The sequence below is a fragment of the Niveispirillum sp. BGYR6 genome (assembly GCF_027568365.1).
In the GTDB taxonomy this organism is placed as follows: domain Bacteria; phylum Pseudomonadota; class Alphaproteobacteria; order Azospirillales; family Azospirillaceae; genus Niveispirillum.
The window spans coordinates 20,137-42,578 of sequence record NZ_JANLNL010000007.1 but is presented as its reverse complement, the minus strand read 5'-3'; the positions used below and the strand labels follow the sequence as shown (position 1 = coordinate 42,578).

The window sequence follows — 22,442 nt, the reverse complement described above, 5'->3', positions numbered from 1 at the left end:
GCCAACGGATGGAATGCGCCCCCCATTTTCCGAAAACCAGCCCGTTCCATTTAAAACAGCTTGATTGATAGCGCTAACTTCCGCATCTTTCCCCCATAAGAAGCGCCATACGGCGCCAATTCGGAAACAAAAGTCCGGGCGATCCGGACAGGGGGAGGAACATGGCACATTTCGCGGCCAGCGGACCCGCCACCGCCGATGCGGGGGATGAGCAGGCCAATCACGGGCTGATCCTGCTGATCGTCGCCGTGGCGACCATCGGCGGTTTCATGTTCGGCTATGATAGCGGCGTCATCAACGGCACCGTTGACGGGCTGCAAAAGGCCTTCGGGTCCGACAGTGTCGGCACCGGTTTCAATGTCGCCTCCATCCTGCTGGGCTGTGCGGTGGGTGCCTTTGCCGCCGGGCGGCTGGCCGACCGCTGGGGCCGGCGGGCGGTGATGCTGGTTTCCGCCCTGCTGTTCATCGTTACCGCCTGGGGGGCCGGGGCCGCCAACAGTTCCGGTACCTTCGTCTTTGCCCGCTTCATCGGCGGGCTGGCGGTGGGGGCCGCATCGGTGCTGGCACCGGCCTATATCAGCGAGGTGACGCCCGCCAACATCCGGGGCCGGCTGGCCTCCATCCAGCAGATCATGATCATTTCCGGCCTGACCGGGGCGTTCCTGGGCAATTACGTCATCGCCCATGCCGCCGGTGGTTCGACAGAACCGTTCTGGTGGGGCTTTGCCGCCTGGCGCTGGATGTTCTGGGTGCAGGTGATCCCGGCGGGCCTGTTCCTGCTGGCCCTGCTGCTGATCCCGGAAAGCCCGCGCTATCTGGTGGCCAAGGGCCGGCTGGCGGAGGCCGAACAGGTGCTGACCCGCCTGTTCGGCGAACGGGCCGCCCGCCGCAAGGTGGCGGAAATCAGCGCCTCGCTGGCCGGCGACCATCAGCCGCGCCTGTCCGATCTGGTGGAAAAGACCGCCAGCGGCAGCCGCATCCGCCCCATCGTCTGGGCCGGGTTGGTGCTGGCGATTTTCCAGCAGCTGGTCGGCATCAATGTGGTGTTCTATTACGGGGCCGTGCTGTGGCAGGCCGTGGGCTTCACCGAAGGTGATGCGCTGAAAATCAACGTGTTGTCAGGTGTGCTGTCCATCCTGGCCTGCATCGTCGCCATGATGGTGATCGACAAGGTGGGGCGCAAGCCGCTGCTGCTGATCGGTTCGGCCGGCATGGCCATCACCCTGGGGGCCATGGCCGCCGCCTTTTCCACCGGCACGCTGGAGGGCGGTTCGCTGCACCTGTCGGATACTGCCGGCCTGATCGCCCTGGTCAGCGCCAATGCCTATGCCGTGCTGTTCAACCTGTCCTGGGGCACGGTGATGTGGGTGATGCTGGGGGAGATGTTCCCCAACCAGATCCGGGGTTCCGGTCTGGCGGTCAGCGGCTTTGCCCAGTGGATCGCCAATTTCGCCATCACCATCAGCTTCCCCGTGCTGCTGGTCAGTGTCGGGTTGACGGGGGCCTATGGGTTCTATGCCGCCTCGGCACTGGTCTCCTTCTTCTTCGTTCGTGCCTTGGTGAAGGAGACGAAGGGGCGGGAGTTGGAGGATATGCAGGGGTAAGGGGGCACTTCCTCCGATATGTCTTAGGGGGGGGATATAAGGCTTTCACGATCATTCTACCGTCACCCCGGCGCAGGCCGGGGTCCAGCATCGTAGAGCAAGGCGCTTGTAAACCTGGACCCCGGCCACAGCATGGGTGACGGTAGATGATAGCAGGCCGCTTCCTGAGATAACCCCATTCAACGCCCCCACCACCTCCCTTCCCACCCCCATTCAATGATGGTAGCGTTATCAACACCAACACCTGCCAAACAGAGAAATCACCATGGGAAACGCCGTCGCAAATTCCGTTGATCTGCTGCCCGCCGATGCGGCGGCCGGGGTCTTTGTCGGTCGCCTTCAGCTTGATGCCGGCCCCACCCCGGTGATCATCCGCCAGGGCAAGGTGGAAGACGTGTCCGACACCGCCGCCACCGTGGCCGACCTGCTGGCGCTGGATAACCCGGCCGCCGTGACCGGCCGGCCGCTGTTCGATGTGGCCGAGCTGGCGGCCCGTGCGGCGGCACAGGATGCCCAGTCCCCCTTCATCCTGGCCCCCATCGACCTGCAGGTGGTGAAGGCCGCCGGCGTCACGTTTGCCATTTCCGCCATTGAGCGGGTGATTGAGGAGCGGGTGCGCGGCGATGCCAATGCGGCGGCTGCCGTCCGCGCCTCCATCGAAAGCCGCATCGGCGGCGGCATCCGCGCCGTGGTGCCGGGATCGGAAGAAGCGGCCAAGCTGAAGCAGGTGCTGATCAATGACGGCATGTGGTCGCAATATCTGGAAGTCGCCATCGGCCCGGATGCGGAGATTTTCACCAAATGCGCCGTGCTGGCCTCTGTGGGCTGGGGCGCGGAAATTGGCGTGCGCTCGGATTCAAGCTGGAACAACCCGGAACCGGAAGTGGTGCTGGCGGTGGATGCCAAGGGCCGCATCCTGGGCGCCACGCTGGGCAATGATGTGAACCTGCGTGACTTTGAAGGCCGCAGCGCCCTGCTGCTGTCCAAGGCGAAGGATAATAACGCCTCCTGCTCCATCGGGCCGTTCATCCGCCTGTTCGATGCCGGTTTCACCCTGGATGATGTGCGCAACGCCGTGGTCGATCTGCGGATCGACGGGCCGGAAGGCTATGTGCTGACCGGGCGCAGCACCATGCGGGAGATCAGCCGCGATCCGGCGGAACTGGTGCGTCAGGCGATGAGCGAGCATCACTTCCCCGATGGGTTCGTGCTGTTCCTGGGCACCCTGTTCGCGCCGACGCAGGATCGGGACGATCCGGGCCGCGGCTTCACCCATAAGGTGGGCGATGTGGTGCGGATTTCCGCTGAACGCCTGGGCGCCTTGTCCAACCGGGTAACGACGGCGCGCGATGCCGCCCCCTGGCATTTCGGCCTGCGCGATCTGATGCGCAATCTGGCGGGGCGCGGGCTGCTGCGCTGACGCGCGCAGCCCCTTCCCTTTCCCCATTCTTATTCTTTGACGTGATTGGAATAAATCCATGTCGGCAACTGAAACGGCCGGTGCGCTCACCGCCATCTATCCCAGCCTGCGGGGCAAGCGCGTGCTGGTCACCGGTGGCGGGTCCGGCATTGGGGCGGGTATTGTCGAAGCCTTCGTCGCCCAGGGGGCCGAGGTGGTGTTCTTCGACATTGCCGAAGAGGATTCCCTGGCGCTGGTGGCCAGCCTGTCCGGTGCCAACCCGGCCCCGCGCTTTCTGCGCATGGACCTGAAGGATATCGCCGCCACCCAGGCCGCCATTGCCGGGCTGGTGGCCGAGGGCGGGCCGTTCCATGTGCTGGTGAACAACGCCGCCAATGATGACCGGCATGGGCTGGACCAGATCACCGAAGCCTATTGGGATGACCGCATGGCGGTGAACCTGAAGCATAAGCTGTTCTGCGCCCAGGCCGTGGTGCCAGGGATGCGGGCGGCCGGCGGCGGGGCCATCATCAATCTGGGCTCCATCTCCTGGCACCTGGCCTTGCCGGAACTGTCGCTCTATCAGACGGCCAAGGCGGCGATTGAGGGCATGACCCGTTCGCTGGCCCGCGAATTGGGGCCGGATAATATCCGCGTCACCTGCGTGGTGCCCGGCAATGTCCGCACGCCGCGACAGGAGAAATGGTACACGCCAGAGGGCGAGGCGGAGATCGTCGCCGCCCAGTGCCTGAAGGGGCGGCTGGTGCCGCGCGATGTGGCGGCCCTGATCCTGTTCCTGGCATCGGATGATGCGCGGCTGATCACGGCCCATGAATATTTCATCGATGCGGGGTGGCGATGAGCGTCGTAACCAGCCAGCCGGTCAGCGTCTGGTCGCTGGGCGCCACCCTGGGCGAAGGCCCGGTCTGGGTGGCCCGCGACGCCGCGCTGTGGTTCGTGGATATCAAGAAGCAGCATGTCCACCGCTATGACCCGGCCAGCGGGTCGCGGCAAAGCTGGGACGCGCCGGGCCAGTGCGGTTTCGTGCTGCCGGTGGCCGGCGGTGGGTTCATCGCCGGGTTGCAGCAGGGGCTGCACCGGTTCGATCCCGCGACGGGGGCCTTCACCCCGCTGGTGGCCCCGGAACCGCATTTGCCGGGTAACCGGCTGAATGATGGCACAGTGGATAGCCAGGGCCGGCTGTGGTTCGGCAGCATGGATGATGCGGAGATTGCCGATAGTGGCAGCATCTATCGGCTGGCCGCCGATGGCACCTGTGTGGCCAGCACGCCCAAGGTTTGCATCACCAATGGCCCGGCGCACAGTCCGGACGGGTCGGTGCTTTACCATATCGACACGCTGGGCGGCCGGGTCCATGCCTGCGCGCTGGGGGCGGACGGGTCGGTCCGCTCCAGCGACGTGCTGATCGCCATGGATGTGGCCGAAGGCTATCCGGACGGGCCGGTGGTGGATGCCGAGGGCTGCCTGTGGATCGGCCTGTTTGCCGGCTGGGGCGCCCGGCGCTATTCCCCCAAAGGGGAATTGCTGGAAACGGTGCGCTTCCCCGTGGCCAATATCACCAAGCTGGCCTTTGGCGGGGCGGATGGCACTACCCTGTTCGCCACCACCGCCGCCAAGGGCCTGTCGGATGCCGAGCGCGCCCAGCAGCCGCAGGCGGGCGACCTGTTCCAGTTCAGCGCCAGCGTGCCGGGCCTGCCGGGTGTGGAGATTGCGGTGGGGGTGTGAGGCAGGGGGCAAGGACTCTGTCCGTTTCAGGATGACACAACCCCACCGTCACCCCGGCGCAGGCCCTCGTTCTGACCGAAGCCGACAATCGCGATGTGGCGGTGTCGGGATCGGGGCGATAGCCGTGTTTTCCAGTGCGTTCGATCCAGTCGAGAATGGTGCCGAACTCGCCTTGCAGGGTGATGTGGAGTTGGCCGCCGGCTCGTCGTCACGGCTCATGACGACCTTTCCGATCATCGCGCCGCTTTCGACCAGCCTATGCGCCTCCATCAGCTTGAGTGGCGAGAACGGCGTAAGACAGCGAGTTAATGTCGAGCGCAGGATACCCGCGTCCACAAGCGCAGCCACTTCGTTTAGGATCTGGTGCTGGCCGATGAGATCTGCCGTTTCGTAAAATGCCCGCGTGAAAACCATCTCCCAATGCAACGATATGCTTTTGGATTTGAGGGGCACGGCGTCGAGTTGATCATGATCGTCGATGACACCAATCTTTCCGTGCGGCGCGACAATATCGACCAAAGCCGACATGTGCTTTGCCGTATGCGTGAGAGAGGCGACGTAAGAGACCGGCGGAACGGACAGGCCAGCGATTTGCTGCGGCATGTGCCTCGTGTGGTCGATGACGTGATGCGCTCCCATCTGCTTACACCAGTCACTGGTTTCCGGCCGCGATGCGGTGGCAATCACCGTCAATCCCGTGAGACGCCGGGCAAGCTGGATGAGTATCGAGCCAACGCCGCCTGCTCCACCCACGACAAGCAGGGACCCTGCATTGACGGGTTTGCCGATAGGCACGGCGAGGCGATCAAACAGCAACTGCCACGCTGTCAGGCTCGTCAACGGAAGGGCAGCAGCCTGAGCAAATGAAAGCGATGACGGCTTGAAGCCAACCATGCGTTCATCGACGAGATGCAGATCGACATTCGCGCCGGATCGCGTGAAAGTGCCCGCATAGAATACGTCCTGTCCGGGCCTGAAGAGCTGGACGTTGGTGCCGACCGCAACCACGGTTCCTGCAGCGTCCCACCCAAGGACATCGACCGTGTCGGGCACCGGTACGACTCCTGACCGTACCTTCGTATCGACGGGATTTACGGAGACGGCTTTCACCGAGACCAAAAGATCATGCGGGCTAGGCACCGGTCTCGGTACCTCGACTTCGATGAATGGCGAGCAGTCATCACTGCGGGAATGCGAGCGGAAGCGAATGGCTTTCATGGGTTGGTCCAAATATTCTCGATATTTGGCAAATTACCCTAGCGCCCCACTTTCGCAAGTACGGCAAATATGCGTACATAGTACCCGAAAGGGAAGTTTTATGAAAGATCGACATTACAGATCAGTCCCAGGCTGCCCAGTTGAGGTGACGCTCGATCTGATCGACGGTCGCTGGAAAGGCGTCGTCCTATTCCATCTTCTGTCGGAGGGCTGCCTGCGCTTTAACGAGTTGCACCGCCGGCTGCCGGGTATCACCCAGCGTCTCCTGACAAAGCAGCTTCGTGAACTTGAAGCGGCCGAACTCGTGACGCGGACTGTTTATGCCGAGGTGCCTCCACGGGTGGAATACCGACCAACTGAAGAAGGGCAAAGCCTGCGTCCGCTGCTCGATCTCGCCGAAGCTTGGGGAAAGCAGCGGATGGCGAGAAGCTCCGCCAACAATAAGTAATTGCATTGGACTTGCCCTGGCAAAGTGGAGAGCCATCATCCTGAAATTTGGGATTGATGGAGGTTTTGATGGTTCGAGTTAAGCAGGGGAAGGTCACGGCAGAATTGAAGCGTGATGCGCTGCGCATTTTGTCGACGAGCGGTCGGACGGTGGCGGAAGTTGCCGCCGATCTTGGGATTGGGAAATCGACTCTGCAGCGCTGGAAGACGGAAGCGACGGAGACGGACTTTTGTCTGGCCCCCATCCGGACGTTGAAAAGGAACTGGCACGGCTTCGGCACGAGAACAAGGTTCTACGTCAAGAGCGGGATCTGTTAGAAAACGTAGCAGCCTTCTGCGCCCGGTAGACAAGTCGATGATTTATCAGCTCATCGATGCGAAGAAGGCAGAAATACCGGTTGGTCGGAGCTATGGCTCTCCACTTTGCCAGGGCAAGTCCAGGCCATTCCCTTCAAGGTTTCCGAACCGCCTCACACCTCGACGGTCATCAAATGTCTCGCTCGGTCGAAACGTGCCGTGGTCCAGGGTCACAAGCGCTTTGCTCTACGAAACTGGACCCCGGCCTGCGCCGGGGTGACGGGAGTGAGAACCATTTCGGTTCTACGCAAACCCGCAAACTATAAATGGAATCCGATCAGACACACCCTAATCCGCCACCCGCCGGGGCGGTGGCGGCAGGGCGATGATGTTGCTGGTGGGGGACGGGTCGGGTTCCACCGGGCGGGCCAGATCGGGGTCAGGGGTCGGTTCCGGCTCCGGTTCTGGTTCTGGTTCCGGATTGGCATTCATCTGTTCCCGTGCCTCGGCAATGGCGGCGATCTTCGCCTGCATGGCCGCGTTATTTTCCAGCGTCTTATGGAAGGCGCTGCCGCCCAGTTCCAGCAGATGGCAATGGGTCAGCGCCACCACGTCGGCGCTGCGGGGTTTGCGGGCGATCAGGCCCATTTCACCGAAGAAATCGCTGCGGCCCAGGCGGATACGCCGCTTCTCCAGCAAAATCTCCACCGCGCCGGAGGCGATGAAGAACATGCTGTCGGCCTTGGCCCCCTGGCTGATCAGCTTTTCCCCCGGCCGCGCGAAACGGGGACGCAGCAGCCCGGCCAGCTTGCCCAACTCCTCTTCGCTCAAGGTGGCGAACATGGGGAACTGGGCCAGCAGGGTCTGCGGTTCCAGCCGCAAATCCAGCCGGGGACGGCGCAGCACCGTATCCTGTTCCTCCTGCAATTCCACCCGCAGGTTATGGAACAGTTCCGAACCGATCAGCCCATCTTCCAGCAGGGTGCGGTATTCCCGCTCCTCCAGCCGCAGGGCGTATTGGCGCAGGAAACGGCGTTCCAGCGCGGCGGCATAGCCGGGATATTGCAGATGCTGGGCATCCAGCGCCTTGGATGTCGCCTCGATCCGGTTATCCAGCATTTCCCGCAGGATGGCGGTCATGCGCGGCCCCAGCACGGGCAGCAGCTTGGCGGTGGCGAAGCGGCGCAGATCCTCCAGCACGATCCGGCTGACCAGCAGGGTTTCAAACCGGTCGGCCAGCCGCTGCGCCAGCATGGATTCCAGCCGTGTCAGCCGGTGCAGCGCCACGGCAACGCGCAGGGGCCGGTCGAATTCCAGCCAGCCGCGCGCCGCCTTCTTATAGTCCGACCGGCCCTGGCGCGCCGCCTCCACAATGCGGTCAGCCTGCTGCAGCATCGCCTCCAGCACTTTGGGTGAGGCGGTCTTGCGGTGGAAATGTTCCAGCAGCACGTCACGCTCCCGCCCCGCCAGCGCCACCAGCCCGATGGACAGCCGGTCGCGTTCGGAAATCCCTTCACTGGCGGCCTGGGCCTCTGCCACCAGGGCGATGCGATCCTCATAGGGGCGCACGGTGGCGGCCAGCGTTTCATCGGACAGGTGATAGGCCTGGGCGCGGCTCGCCACCTCGTCCCGCACGGAGACCAGGGAAATGGCCAGCACCCGGTTGCGCAATGCCAGATCAACGGGGCTCAACTGGTCCAGCCGCAGCAGCTTGATCACCGGGCGCAGACTGGTGCCGTTCACCAGCAGGGTGAACAGCACATAGCCGGTGGCGACAATGGCGATGAAGCGCTGGATATCGTGGGAAACGGCACGGTTTTCCGTGATGGAGAGCGCCAGGGCCAGGGTGACGGCACCGCGCAGGCCGCCCCACAGGATCACCGTTTTATAGGGGGTGGAGACACGCTGCCCCAGTCGCAGCAGCGACAGAAACGGCAGCAGGCCGAACAGCACGGCCGCGCGCGCCACCAGACAGGCCGCCACCACCACCAGCACCAGCCCGATATCGGCCAGATCGATGCCGCGCACCATCCTGGGCACCAGCATGGCCGCCAGGATGAAGATCAGCGAACTGGCCCAGAAACCCAGCTGTTCCCACACCTCATCCAGGAAGCGCCAGTTTTCCGGGGAGATGCGCGACCGGCCCATGGCCCCCAGCACCAGCCCGCCCGCCACCACCGCCACCACGCCGGAGACATGCAGATAGCGTTCGCAGATGATGAAGATCAGATAGGGCAAGGCCAGGGTCAGCGTCACCTCCGCCGCGCGCAGGTCACGCACCAGCGGCAGCAGCGCCACGAAGGCCCGGGCAATCAGCGCGCCCAGCAGCACCCCGCCGGCGAAGGTCCGCACAAAGCCCAGCAGCACGGCCCCCACCGCCGGCGGCTGCTCCGCAGTGATATAGCCCAGCAGCACGGCGAAAATGGCAATGGCGGTGGCATCGTTCAGCAGGCTTTCACCCTCCACCAGCCGCGTCAGGCGCGGCGGGGCGCCCAGATCGCGGAAGATGGCGACCACGGCGGCCGGGTCGGTGGTGGCGACAATGGCACCCAGCATCAGGCAGGCCGCCAGCGGCACCCCGGCAAACGGTTCCAGCGCCAGCCCGACCACGGCGGTGGTGACCACCACGGCCACCACCGCCATCACCAGAATGGGGGCCGCATCATCGGCAAGCCGCCGCACATCCAGCGTCAGCGAGGCCTGGAACAGCAGGATGGGCAGGAACAGGAAAATGAAAACCTGGGAGGTGATGGGGAAATCAAGGATCAGTTCCGCCGGCTTGTTGAACAGGTCGGTGAAACTGCTATGCAGCAGGAAGGAAGAAATGGCGGCGATGGCAATGCCGACCACAGCCAGAATCACTGTCTGGGAAACACGCAGCACGCGGGCCACAGGCTGTACCAGGCTGATCACCGCCAGCAGAAAGGCGACGATGATCAGGATGGACGGTAAATCCGACATGTATCCGTTTCCCCTCTGCGCCGCTATCCCGCTGGATGGCTGACAGAATGATAACGGGCGAAGGTGGATTTAAGGCAAACAACGCGGGCGACCGGGACAAAATGTGGCAGGCCCGTGGCATTGTTGCCGCTGGACAGACAATTTTGCGAGCGATTATCATGGATGTATCGATTAGACACACCATCCACGGGGTCGCCGCACCAATGCATATAAGACCTGATCCGGCGACCCCGAAGATCACCCTGGTCGCCGTCGCGGTCCTGCTGGCGCTGGCCCTGCTGGGCTTTCTGACGGCGGCGGGGGTATAGCACCTATGTACTGCGGGTAGAGCGGATCGCGGAAAAGCGGAATCGCTTTGGAGCGTGAATCCGCTCGCTGAACAAGGACTTAGAGCCGGGTGCGTTTCCGTTTAAACGCACCCGGCTCTAGGGGCGGTTTCCGGTTTGCCGAAAACCGCCCTTCTTATCTTTCCTCAATGTTCATATTGCCGATCATGCGGCAATGCTGTGGATGAAATGTTTTTCAAGCCACTTCACAATATCCTCAATTGCGGCGAGGTCTGTTTTGAAGTTGGTCACCCCGTTCACCGGGGGGAAGTCAAATTCCAGCGGGAACCCACTTCCAAGAATTGTCGTGATATAGGCAGGGACGTGCTGTTTTGCTGCAATCCCCAGGAATTCTTCTGCTGTGCTGGGGGTCGTGCCATAGGATGACGGGGTAAAGGTCTGATTGATCAGCCGCGTATAGGCAGTGGTGGAAGCGGCGCTGTCGGCAACCGCTGCCAGTATCGCCAGATTGATGAGCCCCGGAACCGGGGTGCCACCCGGGCTGGAGGAATTGCCATAAAGGGTGGGAATCTGGTTCAAGGTCGTCAAATTCCAGGCATGGGGTACAATGTCATATTGATTGTGGATCAGCATGTTCCACGACTGCCAAGGATTACCACCGATTACAGACTGAGGCGGCAATGCCAGAGAGAAGGCTATAGAAAACGCGGCATTTCCTGGCGTCGCGCCGGCTGTCGGATAGACCAGTGTTTTTTGAAAATTGGACAGAAGTTTCTGGGCCTCCAGATAAAAGGCAAAGGTGGGCGACAGAGCACCAGCCAAGCTGTGGCCGGCGAATATGATGCGGGTATTCGGCAACAGATTTCCGCTGTTGTTCAGCCCTGTAATGAATGCCAGCAGACTATCCGTGCCATTTGCTTGATTGGTGGGTGTCAGGTTCGCAATCTTACTGACGCCGATTGCGGTTCCCTGGGAAATCACCGGCGTCAAAGTGGCAAGCGGGGGGCCGGCTGGGAAAGGGGTTACAGTGGGGTTGTATTTTGTCCAATCAACAGTCGATGAAACGGAAAAATCTTCAACAACCCAATCATATTCAGAGATAAAATTTGTTGCAGCAATGGCAACGACATATGTCGGGTATGAAAGTCCGTCGTCAAACGTGACAGAATCATTGTAGAATACGGTTGCGGAATTTTGCGCAACCAATGAAGTGCTGTCACGATATACAGCGGGACCCCATTTAATTTCCCAACCAGAACCCAATCCATTGGAAACGGCGCTGTTTTTAAATGCAAGTGCAATATTAGCCACAAGCTGATTTTCGAGTGGATCTGCCCCTGTTCCTGGGTATTTTTTGTCGGCAATATAGCCTGAGGCGAGATTTGACAGCAAGGACAGGGTAAAGGTCTGTTCGAAAGCATCGAAGGTGCCGGACATGATAACCTCTTCGGTTGAGTGGATGTTCTCCACCAAGGAAAGCAGGAAGAGGTTTTATAACAACTATAGCTTGCTGTCACGTGAGTTGGAGTAGGCGAAAAACAATTGTTAATGCATTATTCCATATGGAAACACCCTTTCACTGTGTGCCCATTCCACCTTGGCTTTGACTGTATTAACTATATGAATCAATGAATTGCTTTGTATGGTCGATTGGAATTAGTGAACCGGGCCACCCTGTAGGGGTGCCCCGGCGGAGGATGAACAAGATATTATAGAAGATTGCGTCACAATTGATCATATTTAGGGAAAACCCCAATGATCAGCGCCGGAACTTATCCGACAGCACCAGGGACGACATGGTGCGTTCCACCCCCGTCACCAGGCCCAATTGGTCCAGCACCCGGTCAATATCCTGCACGGTCGGGGCGGCGACGACGGCCATCATGTCGTAACTGCCGGAAATGGCGCTGAGCGATTCCACCTCGGCAATGCGCTTCACATCGCCGACGATGCGGGCGATCATTTTCGGGTTGGTGGAGAGCAGCACATAGGCGCGGATCAGCCGGGCGGTGGCGTAATCGCTGCGCAACGTATAGCCCTGGATGATGCCCAGCCGTTCCAGCCGGGCAATCCGCGCCTGCACGCTGGACCGCGCCAGCCCCAGCTTGCGGGCCAGCGATGCCGTGGGTTCGCGCGCATTGGCGCGCAGCAATTGCAGCAGCGCCAGATCGGTGCCGTCCTGCTCCCCTGTATCGCTCACCAGCGCACCCGCCCCAGCAGCCCATCCGCATCCAGATGGTTCTGCAGCAGCCGGGCCAGCGCCTGCTGGGCCGGGTCGGCATGGATCTGGTGATGGGCCAGATTGACCGGGCCAACCCCATGTTCCCCGCTATAGCTGCCATCATAGTGGCCCACCAACAGGTCATAGATGCCACGGCGCACGCCATCCACCCGGTCGGGCGGGTAATCACCATCCAATTCCTTGGGGATCACCAGATTGAAATGGTCACCGCCATCGCCGCGATGGCCGAAACCGCAGATCAGCAGGCCCGGATGGTTGGCCCGCACCCATTCCGTCGCCTCCGCCCGGAACGCGCTCATCTTGCCGCGCGCCAGCGAGATATCCAGCCCGATCACCCGACCAAGGCCGCGCAACCCCTCTGAAATGGCGTGGCGTAGCGCCCATAGCTCCGCCGGCGGGCCGGGAATCGCGTCGGCGATCAGGCCGCTTTCATAGCCCTGTTCCAGCACCGCCAGCAGCAGCGCCTCCAGGTCCAACTGGCCCGCCCCGGTGGTGGACATCAGTTCCACCAGCAGGGTTTCATCCGGCGGGGGGCCACCGAACGGGTTGCGCAACTGGGGCCGGTGGTGCAGAGCGGCACCCAGGGCCGGCCCGCTCATGCTTTCAAAGGCGGAGAGGAATTCGCCTGCCTGCCCATCCAGCAGGGCCTGGATGGGGCCGATGGCCTCCAGGTCGCGCGGCACCACCAGGGCCGTCACCGTCTGTTTCGGCAGCGGCTGCAAATCCAGCACGGCGGCGGTGACGATGCCAAAACTGCCGCCGGTGCCGATGAAAAGCTGTTTGAAATCCAGCCCCGTGCTGTTCTTGCGCAGGCCCTTCAGGTCGCCGGCGGTGCTTCCATCGGGCAGCACGACTTGCAGCGACAGCACATTGCGCCGCGCATCGCCATAGCGCAGCACCCGCGACCCGCCGGCATTGGTGGAGATCATGCCGCCCACGCTGGGGCTGGCGGAAATATCGATGGGGAACCACAGGCCATGCGGGGCCAGTTTCTCATTCAACCGGTCCAGATCCCAGCCGGCCCCCACAGTGACAGCGCGGTTGGCGATATCCAGATCGAACAGCCCGGTCAACCGCGACAGTGACAGCACCAATTGCTCGCCCGAGCCATCGGGCACCGAGGCGCCGACCAGCCCAGTATTGGCCCCCTGCGGCACCAGCCGCACCTTGTGCTGGTGGCAGAGGCGCAGGATGGCAGCCACCTGTTCGGCGCTGTCCGGCCGCACCACCGCCAGCGCCCGCCCGCCGCCATAGCGCGCGGCGGTTTGATAGGGGGCCAGATCGCCCGCCTCGCTCAACACGTGACGCGGGCCGACGATAGCGGCCAGGCTGGTGATGAAGGAACCCAGGTCCATAAGGCTCAACACTCCGCAGCGGGTCCGGCTTTCTGTGCTGCCGTCATCTTGAAGATGCCCTGCGCGTTGGAACTGTCAAACCGCAAATCCAGGCCGCTGCTACGCGGCCCCGGCGGGGCCACCACGTCGCGGGAGATGAATTCATAGAAGGAACCGGGCACCGTGCGGGTAACGGTGCTGCCATCGGCGGCCCGGAAGGGCCGTTCCACCTGGGCGGCGCGGATGGCCGTCTGCCGCACGCTGCCCTGGGCGGAGATTTCCACCTTCTCCTTCATCGGAAACTGGCGCAGCTTCAATTCTTCGGCATGGGCCAGCACATCGGGCACCCGGTCGGTGGCATGGTTGAACCGGTTGCCCTCTGTGGCGATCCAGCCCATTTCGGCCGAGGCGGCCAGAACAGTTTCATAATCCGCCAGCGCCGGCACCGGGTGCTGGCGGTCGAAGCAACCGGCCAGGATGGGCAGCAGTTCCACCGCATCGGCCAGGGGCAGGAAGCGGCGGCTGGCCAGCCGATCCAGTGCCTGTTTGGCCCAGGGCGTCAGCGGGTCGCGGGAATTGCCGAAGATGCGCGATGCCGCCTGCTGCACCGGTTCGGGGAACCGGTCTGGGTGGATTTCGCTGACGAAATATTGCGCGATATCTTCCGGGAAATCCCGGTGGGCATAGGCCCGGCCGGTCATGCGCAATTTATCCAGCGGATAGAGACCGGCCACGGCATAGCCCAGCGGTTCCAGAATGCGACCGAAGGCAGCCGTGCCGCCGGGCAGGTCACCCGTTGCCATATCCACCGTGCGCAGGGCGCCATGGTCGAACACCAGCCGGGCGCGCTGCGATTGTTCGGCGACATAGCGCGCCCCCTCTGGCACCTCCTCCAGCAGGCGTTGGAACAGCACCATGGACAGGGCCATCGCCAGCACGGCGCGCGGTACGTTTGCCCCATCGCTGGCCAACAGGTCGGGGCGGATGTCCAACAGCCCCAACAGCCGCCCGCTGGCGGCTTCACCCAGGGCAGCACTGGTCAGGATGGACAGGTGGCTCATGGTGGGGGGCCTTTCTGGTGGGGGGGATGCTGGAAACAGTCACGACGTTCATTCTTCGAGTGCTTCATTGCCTCCCCCGCGAAAGCGGGGGTCCAGGGGCCAAGGGGGCCAATGCGTCGTTCCTGTGGCTCTGGACCCCCGCTTTCGCGGGGGAGGCAGGAAAGTGCTGACTGCGCGACTTATCGCTCAGTCAGCAAACTCAACTCTACAAACCGTTGAAAGTGCCATCCCCCCTCACCCAATCTCCGGAAACTCAATCCCCTGTGCCAGGGGCAGCGAGGTGCCGTAATTGATGGCCGAGGTCTGGCGGCGCATATATTGTTTCCAGGCGTCGGAGCCGCTTTCGCGCCCGCCGCCGGTTTCCTTCTCCCCGCCGAAGGCCCCGCCAATTTCCGCCCCGCTGGGCCCCATATTGACATTGGCGATGCCACAGTCAGAGCCATCGGGCGCCAGGAAGCGCTCAGCCTCCAGCAAATCGCGGGTGATGATGGAAGAGGAAAGGCCCTGCGGCACGTCATTCTGCAACGCTACCGCCGCGTCAAAATCGCTGTAGCGCAGCACATAGAGGATGGGGCCGAACGTTTCGTGCTTCACGATCGCCGTCTGGCCCGGCATCTCCACCAAGGCAGGATAGGCGTAATACGCATCTGGGAACGTTTCGGCCAGCGCTCGCCCGCCGCCATGCACCACGCCACCCTGCGCCTTCGCCTGGGTGAGCGCCGCTTCCACCGCGTCAAAGGCGGGTTTGTCGATCAGCGGCCCCATCAGGGTGTTGCCCTCGCGCGGGTCGCCCGGCTGGATGGCGGCAAAGGCGGTTTTCACCGCCGCCACCACCTTGTCATAGCAGTCCGTATGCACGATCAGCCGGCGCAGGCTGGTGCAGCGCTGGCCCGCCGTGCCGACGGCGGCGAACAGGATGGCCCGCACCGCCAGCTTCAGATCAGCCGAGGGGGTGACGATCATGGCGTTGTTGCCGCCCAGCTCCAGGATCGAGCGGCCAAAGCGCCCAGCCACCACGGGCGCAACCTCGCGACCCATGCGGGTGGAGCCGGTGGCGCTGACCAGCGGAATGCGTGGATCGGCGGCCAGCTTTTCGCCCACATCCTTCAGCCCGAACAGCAGTTCCGACAGGCCTGCCGGCGCATCGCCGAAGCGGGCCAGGGCCTTTTCGAACAGCTTTTGCGTGGCCAGGGCGGTCAGCGGCGTCTTTTCCGACGGTTTCCAGATCACCGGATCGCCCGCGACCAGGGCCAGCGCCGCGTTCCAGGCCCAGACGGCGACGGGGAAATTGAACGCCGTGATGATGGCGACCGGCCCCAGCGGCTGCCACGTTTCCACCATCCGGTGGCGCGGCCGTTCGGATGCGATGGTCAGGCCATGCAGCTGGCGCGACAGGCCGACGGCGAAGTCGCAGATATCAATCATCTCCTGCACCTCGCCCAGCCCTTCCTGGACGATCTTGCCGGCCTCCAGCGTCACCAGCGCGCCCAGGTCGGCCTTATGTTCCCGCAGCACCTCACCGAACAGGCGCACCAGCTCACCACGCCTTGGGGCGGGAACGGTGCGCCAGACCTTGAAGGCGGCCGTTGAACGGGCGATGGCTGCTTCCACCTGTTGGGGATCATGCGCCTGAACCGCCCCGATGATGGCGCCATCAATGGGGGAGCGGGAAAGTATGTCGCCATCGGTGACCAAGCCGTTAAGGCCAAGCCGGTGCAGCAGGGCGGAAAGGTCGGACATGGGGCAGGCCTCCGGTATTGTGTATGGATTGTTTTTTGGTGTCTTGAGAAGATGGGGTCAGGACTCTCTACCGTCACCCATGCTGCGGCCGGGGTGACGGTAGAGGGTAATGGAAACAAGCATCACGCAAGTTTAAGCAGACAAGGGCGGGGACGCCCCCCCCTCACGCATAAACCTTGCCGAACCGGTTAGCCAGGAACCGGTCCAGCTTCATCTCCTCCTGCCGGACGAAGCCCTTGGCCGGCAGGTGGCCTTGCGCCTGCAGGTCCAGCATGGCACAGATGCCGGCCGCCGTGCTCATCTGGATGGCCGAGAGGAAATGGCCGTCCACTTCCTCGCCATGGATATGGCGCACGATGCTTTCCTGTTCCAGCCGGCCATGGCGCTTGCCGGAAACGGTGCAGAAGACCAGGACCACATCCTGCATGGTGATGGGCAGCGCCTCTTCCAGCACTTCCTTCAACAGGTCGCGCCGGCGGGCCAGCCGCAAATCCTCCACCAGCAGCTTGATCAGGGCGCAATGGCCGGGATAGCGGATGGATTTATAGGTCAGGTTTTCCACCCGGCCCGCCAGGGTTTCCACCAGCGATCCCAGCCCGCCCGAGGTGTTGAACGCCTCATAGGTTACCCCTTCCAGGGCGAATTCTTCCAGGTCTTCCAGCGGCGGCAGTTCCACCTTATGGCCGTCCTGCACCGCCTCGCACGGGTTCAGATATTCGTTGATCAACCCGTCGGTGGACCAGGTGAGGTTATATTTCAAGGCATTGGTGGGATAGCGCGGCAGCGCGCCGACGCGCAGTTGCACATCGCGCAAACTGTCAAACCCTTCGGCCAGCCCATGGGCGGCGATGGAAACAAAGCCCGGTGCCAGCCCGCATTGCGGCACAAAGGCGCTGTTGGCCTTGGCCGCCACTTCCTTCACCACGCGGGTGGAGGCGACATCTTCCGTCAGGTCGAAATAATGGATACCGGCGTCAAAGGCGCCATAGGCAATGGTGGAGGTGGCATGGAACGGCAGGGCATTCAGCACCGCATAGCGGCCCGCCATGGCGCGGCGCAGGGCCGGGCCGTCGTTAATATCCAGCGCCAGCGTCTCCACCCCCAGATCGGTGAAGCGCTTCAGGGCGGCGGCACTATGGTCGGCCACCGTCACATTGTAATCGCCGCTGCGGCGCAGCAGCAGCGTGATGGCAAGGCCGATCTTGCCGGCACCCAGCAACAGGATGTTCTTCATAACGCCCTCACCTACCTGGATTATTTTCATCCATGGTCAGGGCTGGGGCGACCGGCGGGAAGCCGGCGAAGTGACGGAAAGACGGATAAGTATCGGCGGATTGACGGTTTGGCCGGCGAATTGCCAAACCGTCAATCTAACAGATTCCCCATCAGGCGGGCAGGCTGGGGAAACCGGGCTTCGGGGTGAAGCGGCGTTCCAGCCGGCCGCGATGGCCGGTGCGGTAGACCAGCAGATTGCCAGCCTGCGGCTGGGCGGCCAATGCCTCTTCTGACAGATCGACGGTGGCCGTCGTCACCAGCAGCAGGTCCAGATCCGGGCCGCCAAAGGCAACACAGGTGGGCTGGGAGGCCGGCACCGGCAGGATCAGGTCAATTTCCCCATCCGGGCGGAAGCGGACAATGCGGGAAGCACCCCATTGCGCACTCCAGAGATAACCGTCGGCATCCACCGTCGCCCCATCGGGCGAGGCCCCATCGGGCGTGCGGGCAAAGGGGCGACGGTTGGATGGCAGCCCCGTCGTGGCATCCACATCATAGGCATACATTTCGCCGGGAATGCTGTCGGCGAAATACATGGTGGCGCCATCCGGGCTCCAGCAGGTGCCGTTAGAGATGTGGAAGCCGCCTTCATGCCGGGTCACCGTGCCATCACCGGCCAGGGTGAACTGGCTGCCCAGGTTGGCAGCACCGGCCTTGGCCGCATCTTCCACCATGGTGCCGGCCCAGAACAGGCCGTTGGGACCGACGCGCCCATCATTGAAGCGGATGCCGCAGCCCTGTTCCAGCAACTGGTCGATCCAGTGCAGCCGGCCGCTGGGCGGATCGAACAGGGCAAACCCCTGCTCAAAGGCGCAGACCAGCGCATCCATCCCCTCCACCAGCCCGAAGGAGCCGAGGCGCTGCGGCGTGGGGAAGGTTTCCAGCGCGCCGCCGGGCGTCCAGCGATGCATCCGGCGGCCGACAATATCGGTCCACCAAGCCACACCCTTGCGGTCATCCCACAGCACCCCCTCGCCCAGCGCGTCCCGCGTAGCGACGATGTCAATCGGTTCGGTCGTCATGATTTCCCCCCTGATTCAGAATTTGCTTGAGAGCGGCGCCGGGATGGATGTGGGCGCTCAGTTAACCTCTTGCAACGGCGTGCTTTCCCCGCGGAAGCGGGGATCCAGGGGCCACCTGTACCCACGCTTCAGCGCCCTTGGCCCCTGGACCCCCGCTTACGCGGGGGAGGCAGGGAAGGTGCGAGGCCCTATCCTAGCGCCCTTGCGGGAAAGCCGGGATGACGGAAAGACACAGGACCAGCCCCCGCTCACCCCTTGGCGCAAGCCGCCACCAGCGCCGCGGCGCGGCGGTCGATTTCGGCCAGATCGCGGCCGGGCTGGTAAATCTCCGACCCGATGCCGAAGCCGACGGCACCGGCATTGCGCCAGGACTCCATCTCCGCCGCCCCCACGCCACCGACGGCATAGACACCGACATCGCGCGGCAGCACGGCCTTGATGGCCTTCAGATGGCCCGTCCCCACCGTGGCGGCGGGGAACAGTTTGATATGGCGGGCACCGGCACCGATGGCGGCGAAAGCCTCCGTCGGGGTCATGAAGCCGGGGAAAGGCACCAGCCCCCGTTCCACTGCGCGGCGGATCACCGACACATCGCTGTTGGGAGTGACGATCAGCCGGCCGCTGGCATCGGCCACCCGGTCCACATCCGCCGGGGTCAGCACCGTGCCGGCGCCATGCAGGCACTGGTCGCCCAGCGCCTCCCCCAGGCGGCGGATGCTTTCAAACGGCTCGGGGGAGTTCAGCGGCACCTCAATCACGCGGATGCCATGGCCGATCAGCACGCGGGAAACGTCCAGCACCTCATCCGGTTTCACCCCGCGCAGGATGGCCACCAGCGGCACGGCGGACAGATACTCGTTCAGCAGGTCGGCAGCGTTCTTTTCCATCATCCTCACCATTGGGTCCGTTCCATCACGGCGGCCAGGCCCGCCAACACGCAATCCCCGCCATCCAGCCGCCGGCTGGACACATCCAGCAGCGACAAAGCCTCCGCATAAAGCCCCGTCAGGGCCGGTTCACCCACCAGCACCACGGTGGCGGCGCGCTGGCCGCCATAGGCCGGGAACAGGCTGATCGCCTGGGCCACATCGGCGCCGATGATCAGGCCGGACAGGAAGCTGCCGGCCAGCGCCGGATCCAACTGGCCACGCATCTGGCGGGCGCGGGTTTCAAACAGCCGGTGCAGGATCGCCCCACCCGAGGCCACGCCGCGTTCGGCCCCCTGGCGGAAGGTGGCGGCATCGGTGGGCGCCTTGCGATGCGGCGGCGGCACCAGCACCGACCCGCCATTCAGCAGGGCGAACAGCTCCCCGGACAGGGCGGTCTGAAAGGTTTCCACCACCCCATCCTTCACCAAAGCCCATTTGGCATGGGTGCCGGGCAGGCAGATCAGGTGGCGGCCCCGGCGCAGTTCCGGGTACAGCGCCAGCAGGCCGATCAGCTGGGTTTCCTCCCCCCGCATCACATCGGGCGCACCGGCCGGGTTGACACAGGCCAGGCCGGGCACGATGCGCACACCGGGCCGCACCTCCAGCAGGGCCGATCCCAGCGCCTCCGCCCCGGCCGGGCAATCCAGATAGGGGGTCTGCACCCAACCGATGGAAGAACCGACCATGCCGGCCAGCAGGACCGGCAAGCTGCCATGCTGGGTCACCCAGGGGCGGGTCAGCTCATCCAGCAATTCCCCCGCCTTGCCGCCCGCCGTGGCGATACCCGGCCCATCCACCCGCGCCTGCACACCCGCAGGGCCATTCAAGTAAAGGCGCAGGTTGCTGGTGCCCCAGTCACCGGCGATGTAAAGCCTTGTCATCTCGCCATTCCCATCCCAGCGCATCCGCCCTTGGCCGGGCGTCGCATTAGAGCAGATCGCGGAAAAGCGGAATCGCTTTGCAGCGTGAATCTGCTCGCTGAACAAAAGCTTAGAGCCTGATGCCTTTACGATTAAAGGCATCAGGTTCTAACTCTCATTTATATGATAATTTTCCCCCTGCCAAGGGTAGGGTGGCGATAAGGCGCACCGGGCGGCCACCCCATACAAAAGCATATACCCTATCAATTTGATATTGTTGGAGGCTGCAATTTCCCGCCCCGTCGGCTAGGATCATGAAAACAAGCAAAAGCGGAGGGTCCGCGATGCGGGCGGCCTTTAACCGGCTTCTGGCAGGGGTCTGGCTGATGGCGCTGCTGGCGGGGGCGGCCAGCGCACAGGCACCGGTGGAATACCGGATCGAATATAATGGCTCTGCCGCCGGGCAGAATGTCCGCTCCTATTACCGTGACCTGATCCAACTGGTGCTGGCGCGGACCGAACATGATTTTGGACCGGCGCGCCTGCTGGATGTGCCCGGGTCCAGCCCGCAGGGGCGGCTGCTGGCCATGCTGGAACATGGCAAGCTGGATGTGCTGTGGACCGCCACCAGCCGGCAGCGCGAAAGCCAGGCCCTGCCCATCCGCATTCCGCTGGATATGGGCCTGACCGGCCAGCGGGCGCTGGTGATCCGCAAGCAGGATGTCGCCCGCTTTGATGCCATCCGCGATTTGAATGATTTGCGGCGGTTCAAGGCCTGCCAGGGTGCCTATTGGCCGGATAATGACATTCTGCGTGCCGGCGGCCTGCGGGTGGTCGAATATGACTGGATCGATCTGGCCTATCCGGCCATGCGCACGCACGAGTGCGACTATCTGCCCCGCGCGGTGAATGAGATTGATGGGGAGGTGGCGACGCTCGGCGGTGATGATCTGGTGGTTTATGACCGGCTGATCATCGCCTATCCGATGCCGATGTATCTGTTTGTGTCCAGCCGTAACACGGCGCTGGCCGCGCGGCTGCAGGCCGGGCTAGAAGGGTTGGTGGCGGATGGTGGGTTGCGCCGCTTCATGGCGGGCCATCCGGCCACAGCCCCGGTTTTCCGGCCCAATCGCTTTCAGGGGGTGCGGGTGCTGCGGCTGGATAACCCGGACCTGCCGGCCGACACACCCTTGGGCGACCACCGGCTCTGGCTGGACCTGACGGCCCTGTCCCCGCCGGCCTGATCAGCCTTGCAGCAGCCGATCCGCCAGCCGGCCCAGCACCGGGGCGGGCGCGGCCCCCGCCGGCTGGCGGGGCAGGTTTAAACAGGGAATGGCGGGGAAATGCCGGGCCACGGCCTGTTCCACCGCACCGAGGGTCACCGTGGCCCCCGGCGTTTCGCTGACCACCAGCCCCGCCACCCTTTGCCCCCGGTCGGCTAGCACGGTCAGCGCCGTCAGCGTGTGGCTGATGCTGCCCAGATAGGAGCCGGCAACCAGCAGCACCGGCAATTCCAGGGCGCGCAGCCAGTCCAGCACAGTGCGATCATCATCGACCGGCGCCATCAGGCCCCCCACCCCTTCCACCAGCAGGGGGGCTGTCGGGCTGGCGGCGGCAATGCGGGTGCGGCAGGCGGTGAGCAGCCCGGCATAATCCACCGCCTTGCCTTCCAAAGCTGCCGCCATATTGGGGGCCAGCGGCGCGCGGAATCGCCAGGGGGAAATGGCGTCCAGCGTCGCCGGGGTGACATCCTGCCCCATGGCCGCCAGCAGGGCGGCCGGGTCGCTGCCGGCGGGATCGGCATCGTCAATGCCGCTGACCAGCGGCTTGAAAGCCTGTGCCATCAATCCCTTGGCCCGCCAATGGCGGATCAGGCCGGCGCAAACGAAGGTTTTCCCGATATCCGTCCCGGTAGCGGTAACGAAGAAGGCGGGCATGACAGCATACTCCCGAAGGTAATCTTTGCTTGACCGGATATGCGCTTACGGCCAGTCATGTGGCAATGATTTGACATTCGCCA

Annotated in this window: 19 protein-coding genes; 7 read left to right on the top strand and 12 right to left on the bottom strand. The window is 63.5% G+C overall.

Going from position 1 to position 22,442, the window contains the following annotated elements; translation table 11 throughout:
* Positions 1–161: 161 nt before the first annotated feature.
* The 4 genes from PCJ49_RS15385 (at position 162) to PCJ49_RS15370 (ending at position 4,749) form a co-directional block, all read left to right on the top strand.
* Entirely contained in the window at positions 162–1,604 is a 1,443-nt protein-coding gene (locus PCJ49_RS15385; protein ID WP_269911696.1) for a sugar porter family MFS transporter, read from the top strand.
* Between the two features lie 265 nt (positions 1,605–1,869).
* Positions 1,870–3,024, top strand: a complete 1,155-nt coding sequence (locus PCJ49_RS15380) for a fumarylacetoacetate hydrolase family protein (protein WP_269911695.1) — start codon at positions 1,870–1,872, stop codon at positions 3,022–3,024.
* Between the two features lie 58 nt (positions 3,025–3,082).
* A complete protein-coding gene (locus PCJ49_RS15375; protein WP_269911694.1) occupies positions 3,083–3,865 on the top strand; it encodes an SDR family oxidoreductase in 783 nt (260 codons plus the stop codon).
* Positions 3,862–4,749, top strand: a complete 888-nt coding sequence (locus PCJ49_RS15370; RefSeq protein WP_269911693.1) for an SMP-30/gluconolactonase/LRE family protein — start codon at positions 3,862–3,864, stop codon at positions 4,747–4,749. Before PCJ49_RS15375 ends, PCJ49_RS15370 begins: the two co-directional genes overlap by 4 nt.
* A gap of 48 nt (positions 4,750–4,797) precedes the next feature.
* Here the strand turns inward: PCJ49_RS15370 and PCJ49_RS15365 are convergent, their stop codons facing one another.
* On the bottom strand, positions 4,798–5,967 hold the full coding sequence (locus PCJ49_RS15365; protein ID WP_269911692.1) for a zinc-binding alcohol dehydrogenase family protein: 1,170 nt from the start codon (positions 5,965–5,967) through the stop codon (positions 4,798–4,800).
* Between the two features lie 100 nt (positions 5,968–6,067).
* Between PCJ49_RS15365 and PCJ49_RS15360 the strand changes: the two genes are divergently transcribed.
* On the top strand, positions 6,068–6,415 hold the full coding sequence (locus PCJ49_RS15360; protein WP_269911691.1) for a helix-turn-helix domain-containing protein: 348 nt from the start codon (positions 6,068–6,070) through the stop codon (positions 6,413–6,415).
* Between the two features lie 68 nt (positions 6,416–6,483).
* On the top strand, positions 6,484–6,732 hold the full coding sequence (locus PCJ49_RS15355; RefSeq protein WP_269911690.1) for a transposase: 249 nt from the start codon (positions 6,484–6,486) through the stop codon (positions 6,730–6,732).
* Between the two features lie 327 nt (positions 6,733–7,059).
* On the opposite strand, the gene PCJ49_RS15350 is transcribed toward PCJ49_RS15355, so the two are convergent.
* The 10 genes from PCJ49_RS15350 to PCJ49_RS15305 form a co-directional block, all read right to left on the bottom strand.
* Positions 7,060–9,672 (bottom strand): cation:proton antiporter, encoded by a 2,613-nt coding sequence (locus PCJ49_RS15350; RefSeq protein WP_269911689.1) that lies wholly within the window; start codon positions 9,670–9,672, stop codon positions 7,060–7,062.
* 491 nt (positions 9,673–10,163) lie between these two features.
* A complete protein-coding gene (locus PCJ49_RS15345) occupies positions 10,164–11,396 on the bottom strand; it encodes a hypothetical protein (protein WP_269911688.1) in 1,233 nt (410 codons plus the stop codon).
* A gap of 322 nt (positions 11,397–11,718) precedes the next feature.
* Positions 11,719–12,159: an AsnC family transcriptional regulator gene (locus PCJ49_RS15340; protein ID WP_269911687.1), complete on the bottom strand. Its 441-nt coding sequence runs from the start codon at positions 12,157–12,159 to the stop codon at positions 11,719–11,721.
* A complete protein-coding gene (locus PCJ49_RS15335; RefSeq protein ID WP_269911686.1) occupies positions 12,156–13,556 on the bottom strand; it encodes an FAD-binding oxidoreductase in 1,401 nt (466 codons plus the stop codon). Before PCJ49_RS15335 ends, PCJ49_RS15340 begins: the two co-directional genes overlap by 4 nt.
* Positions 13,557–13,561: 5 nt before the next feature.
* A complete protein-coding gene (locus PCJ49_RS15330; RefSeq protein WP_269911685.1) occupies positions 13,562–14,596 on the bottom strand; it encodes a DUF1338 domain-containing protein in 1,035 nt (344 codons plus the stop codon).
* 234 nt (positions 14,597–14,830) lie between these two features.
* A complete protein-coding gene (locus tag PCJ49_RS15325; protein WP_269911684.1) occupies positions 14,831–16,336 on the bottom strand; it encodes an aldehyde dehydrogenase family protein in 1,506 nt (501 codons plus the stop codon).
* Positions 16,337–16,499: 163 nt separating this feature from the next.
* Positions 16,500–17,570: a saccharopine dehydrogenase C-terminal domain-containing protein gene (locus tag PCJ49_RS15320; protein WP_269911683.1), complete on the bottom strand. Its 1,071-nt coding sequence runs from the start codon at positions 17,568–17,570 to the stop codon at positions 16,500–16,502.
* A gap of 151 nt (positions 17,571–17,721) precedes the next feature.
* Complete coding sequence (locus PCJ49_RS15315) at positions 17,722–18,633, bottom strand: SMP-30/gluconolactonase/LRE family protein (protein WP_269911682.1); 912 nt, start codon at positions 18,631–18,633, stop codon at positions 17,722–17,724.
* A 248-nt stretch (positions 18,634–18,881) separates the two neighbouring features.
* Positions 18,882–19,532, bottom strand: coding sequence for a 2-dehydro-3-deoxy-6-phosphogalactonate aldolase (locus PCJ49_RS15310; protein ID WP_269911681.1), 651 nt, complete (start codon positions 19,530–19,532; stop codon positions 18,882–18,884).
* Complete coding sequence (locus PCJ49_RS15305; protein ID WP_269911680.1) at positions 19,526–20,443, bottom strand: 2-dehydro-3-deoxygalactonokinase; 918 nt, start codon at positions 20,441–20,443, stop codon at positions 19,526–19,528. Before PCJ49_RS15305 ends, PCJ49_RS15310 begins: the two co-directional genes overlap by 7 nt.
* Before the next feature lie 323 nt (positions 20,444–20,766).
* Between PCJ49_RS15305 and PCJ49_RS15300 the strand changes: the two genes are divergently transcribed.
* Positions 20,767–21,666 carry a transporter substrate-binding domain-containing protein gene (locus PCJ49_RS15300; protein ID WP_269911679.1) on the top strand — a complete coding sequence of 300 codons (900 nt, stop codon included), beginning with the start codon at positions 20,767–20,769 and terminating at the stop codon, positions 21,664–21,666.
* On the opposite strand, the gene bioD is transcribed toward PCJ49_RS15300, so the two are convergent.
* Positions 21,667–22,359 (bottom strand): dethiobiotin synthase, encoded by a 693-nt coding sequence (gene bioD / locus PCJ49_RS15295; RefSeq protein ID WP_269911678.1) that lies wholly within the window; start codon positions 22,357–22,359, stop codon positions 21,667–21,669.
* Positions 22,360–22,442: the final 83 nt, after the last annotated feature.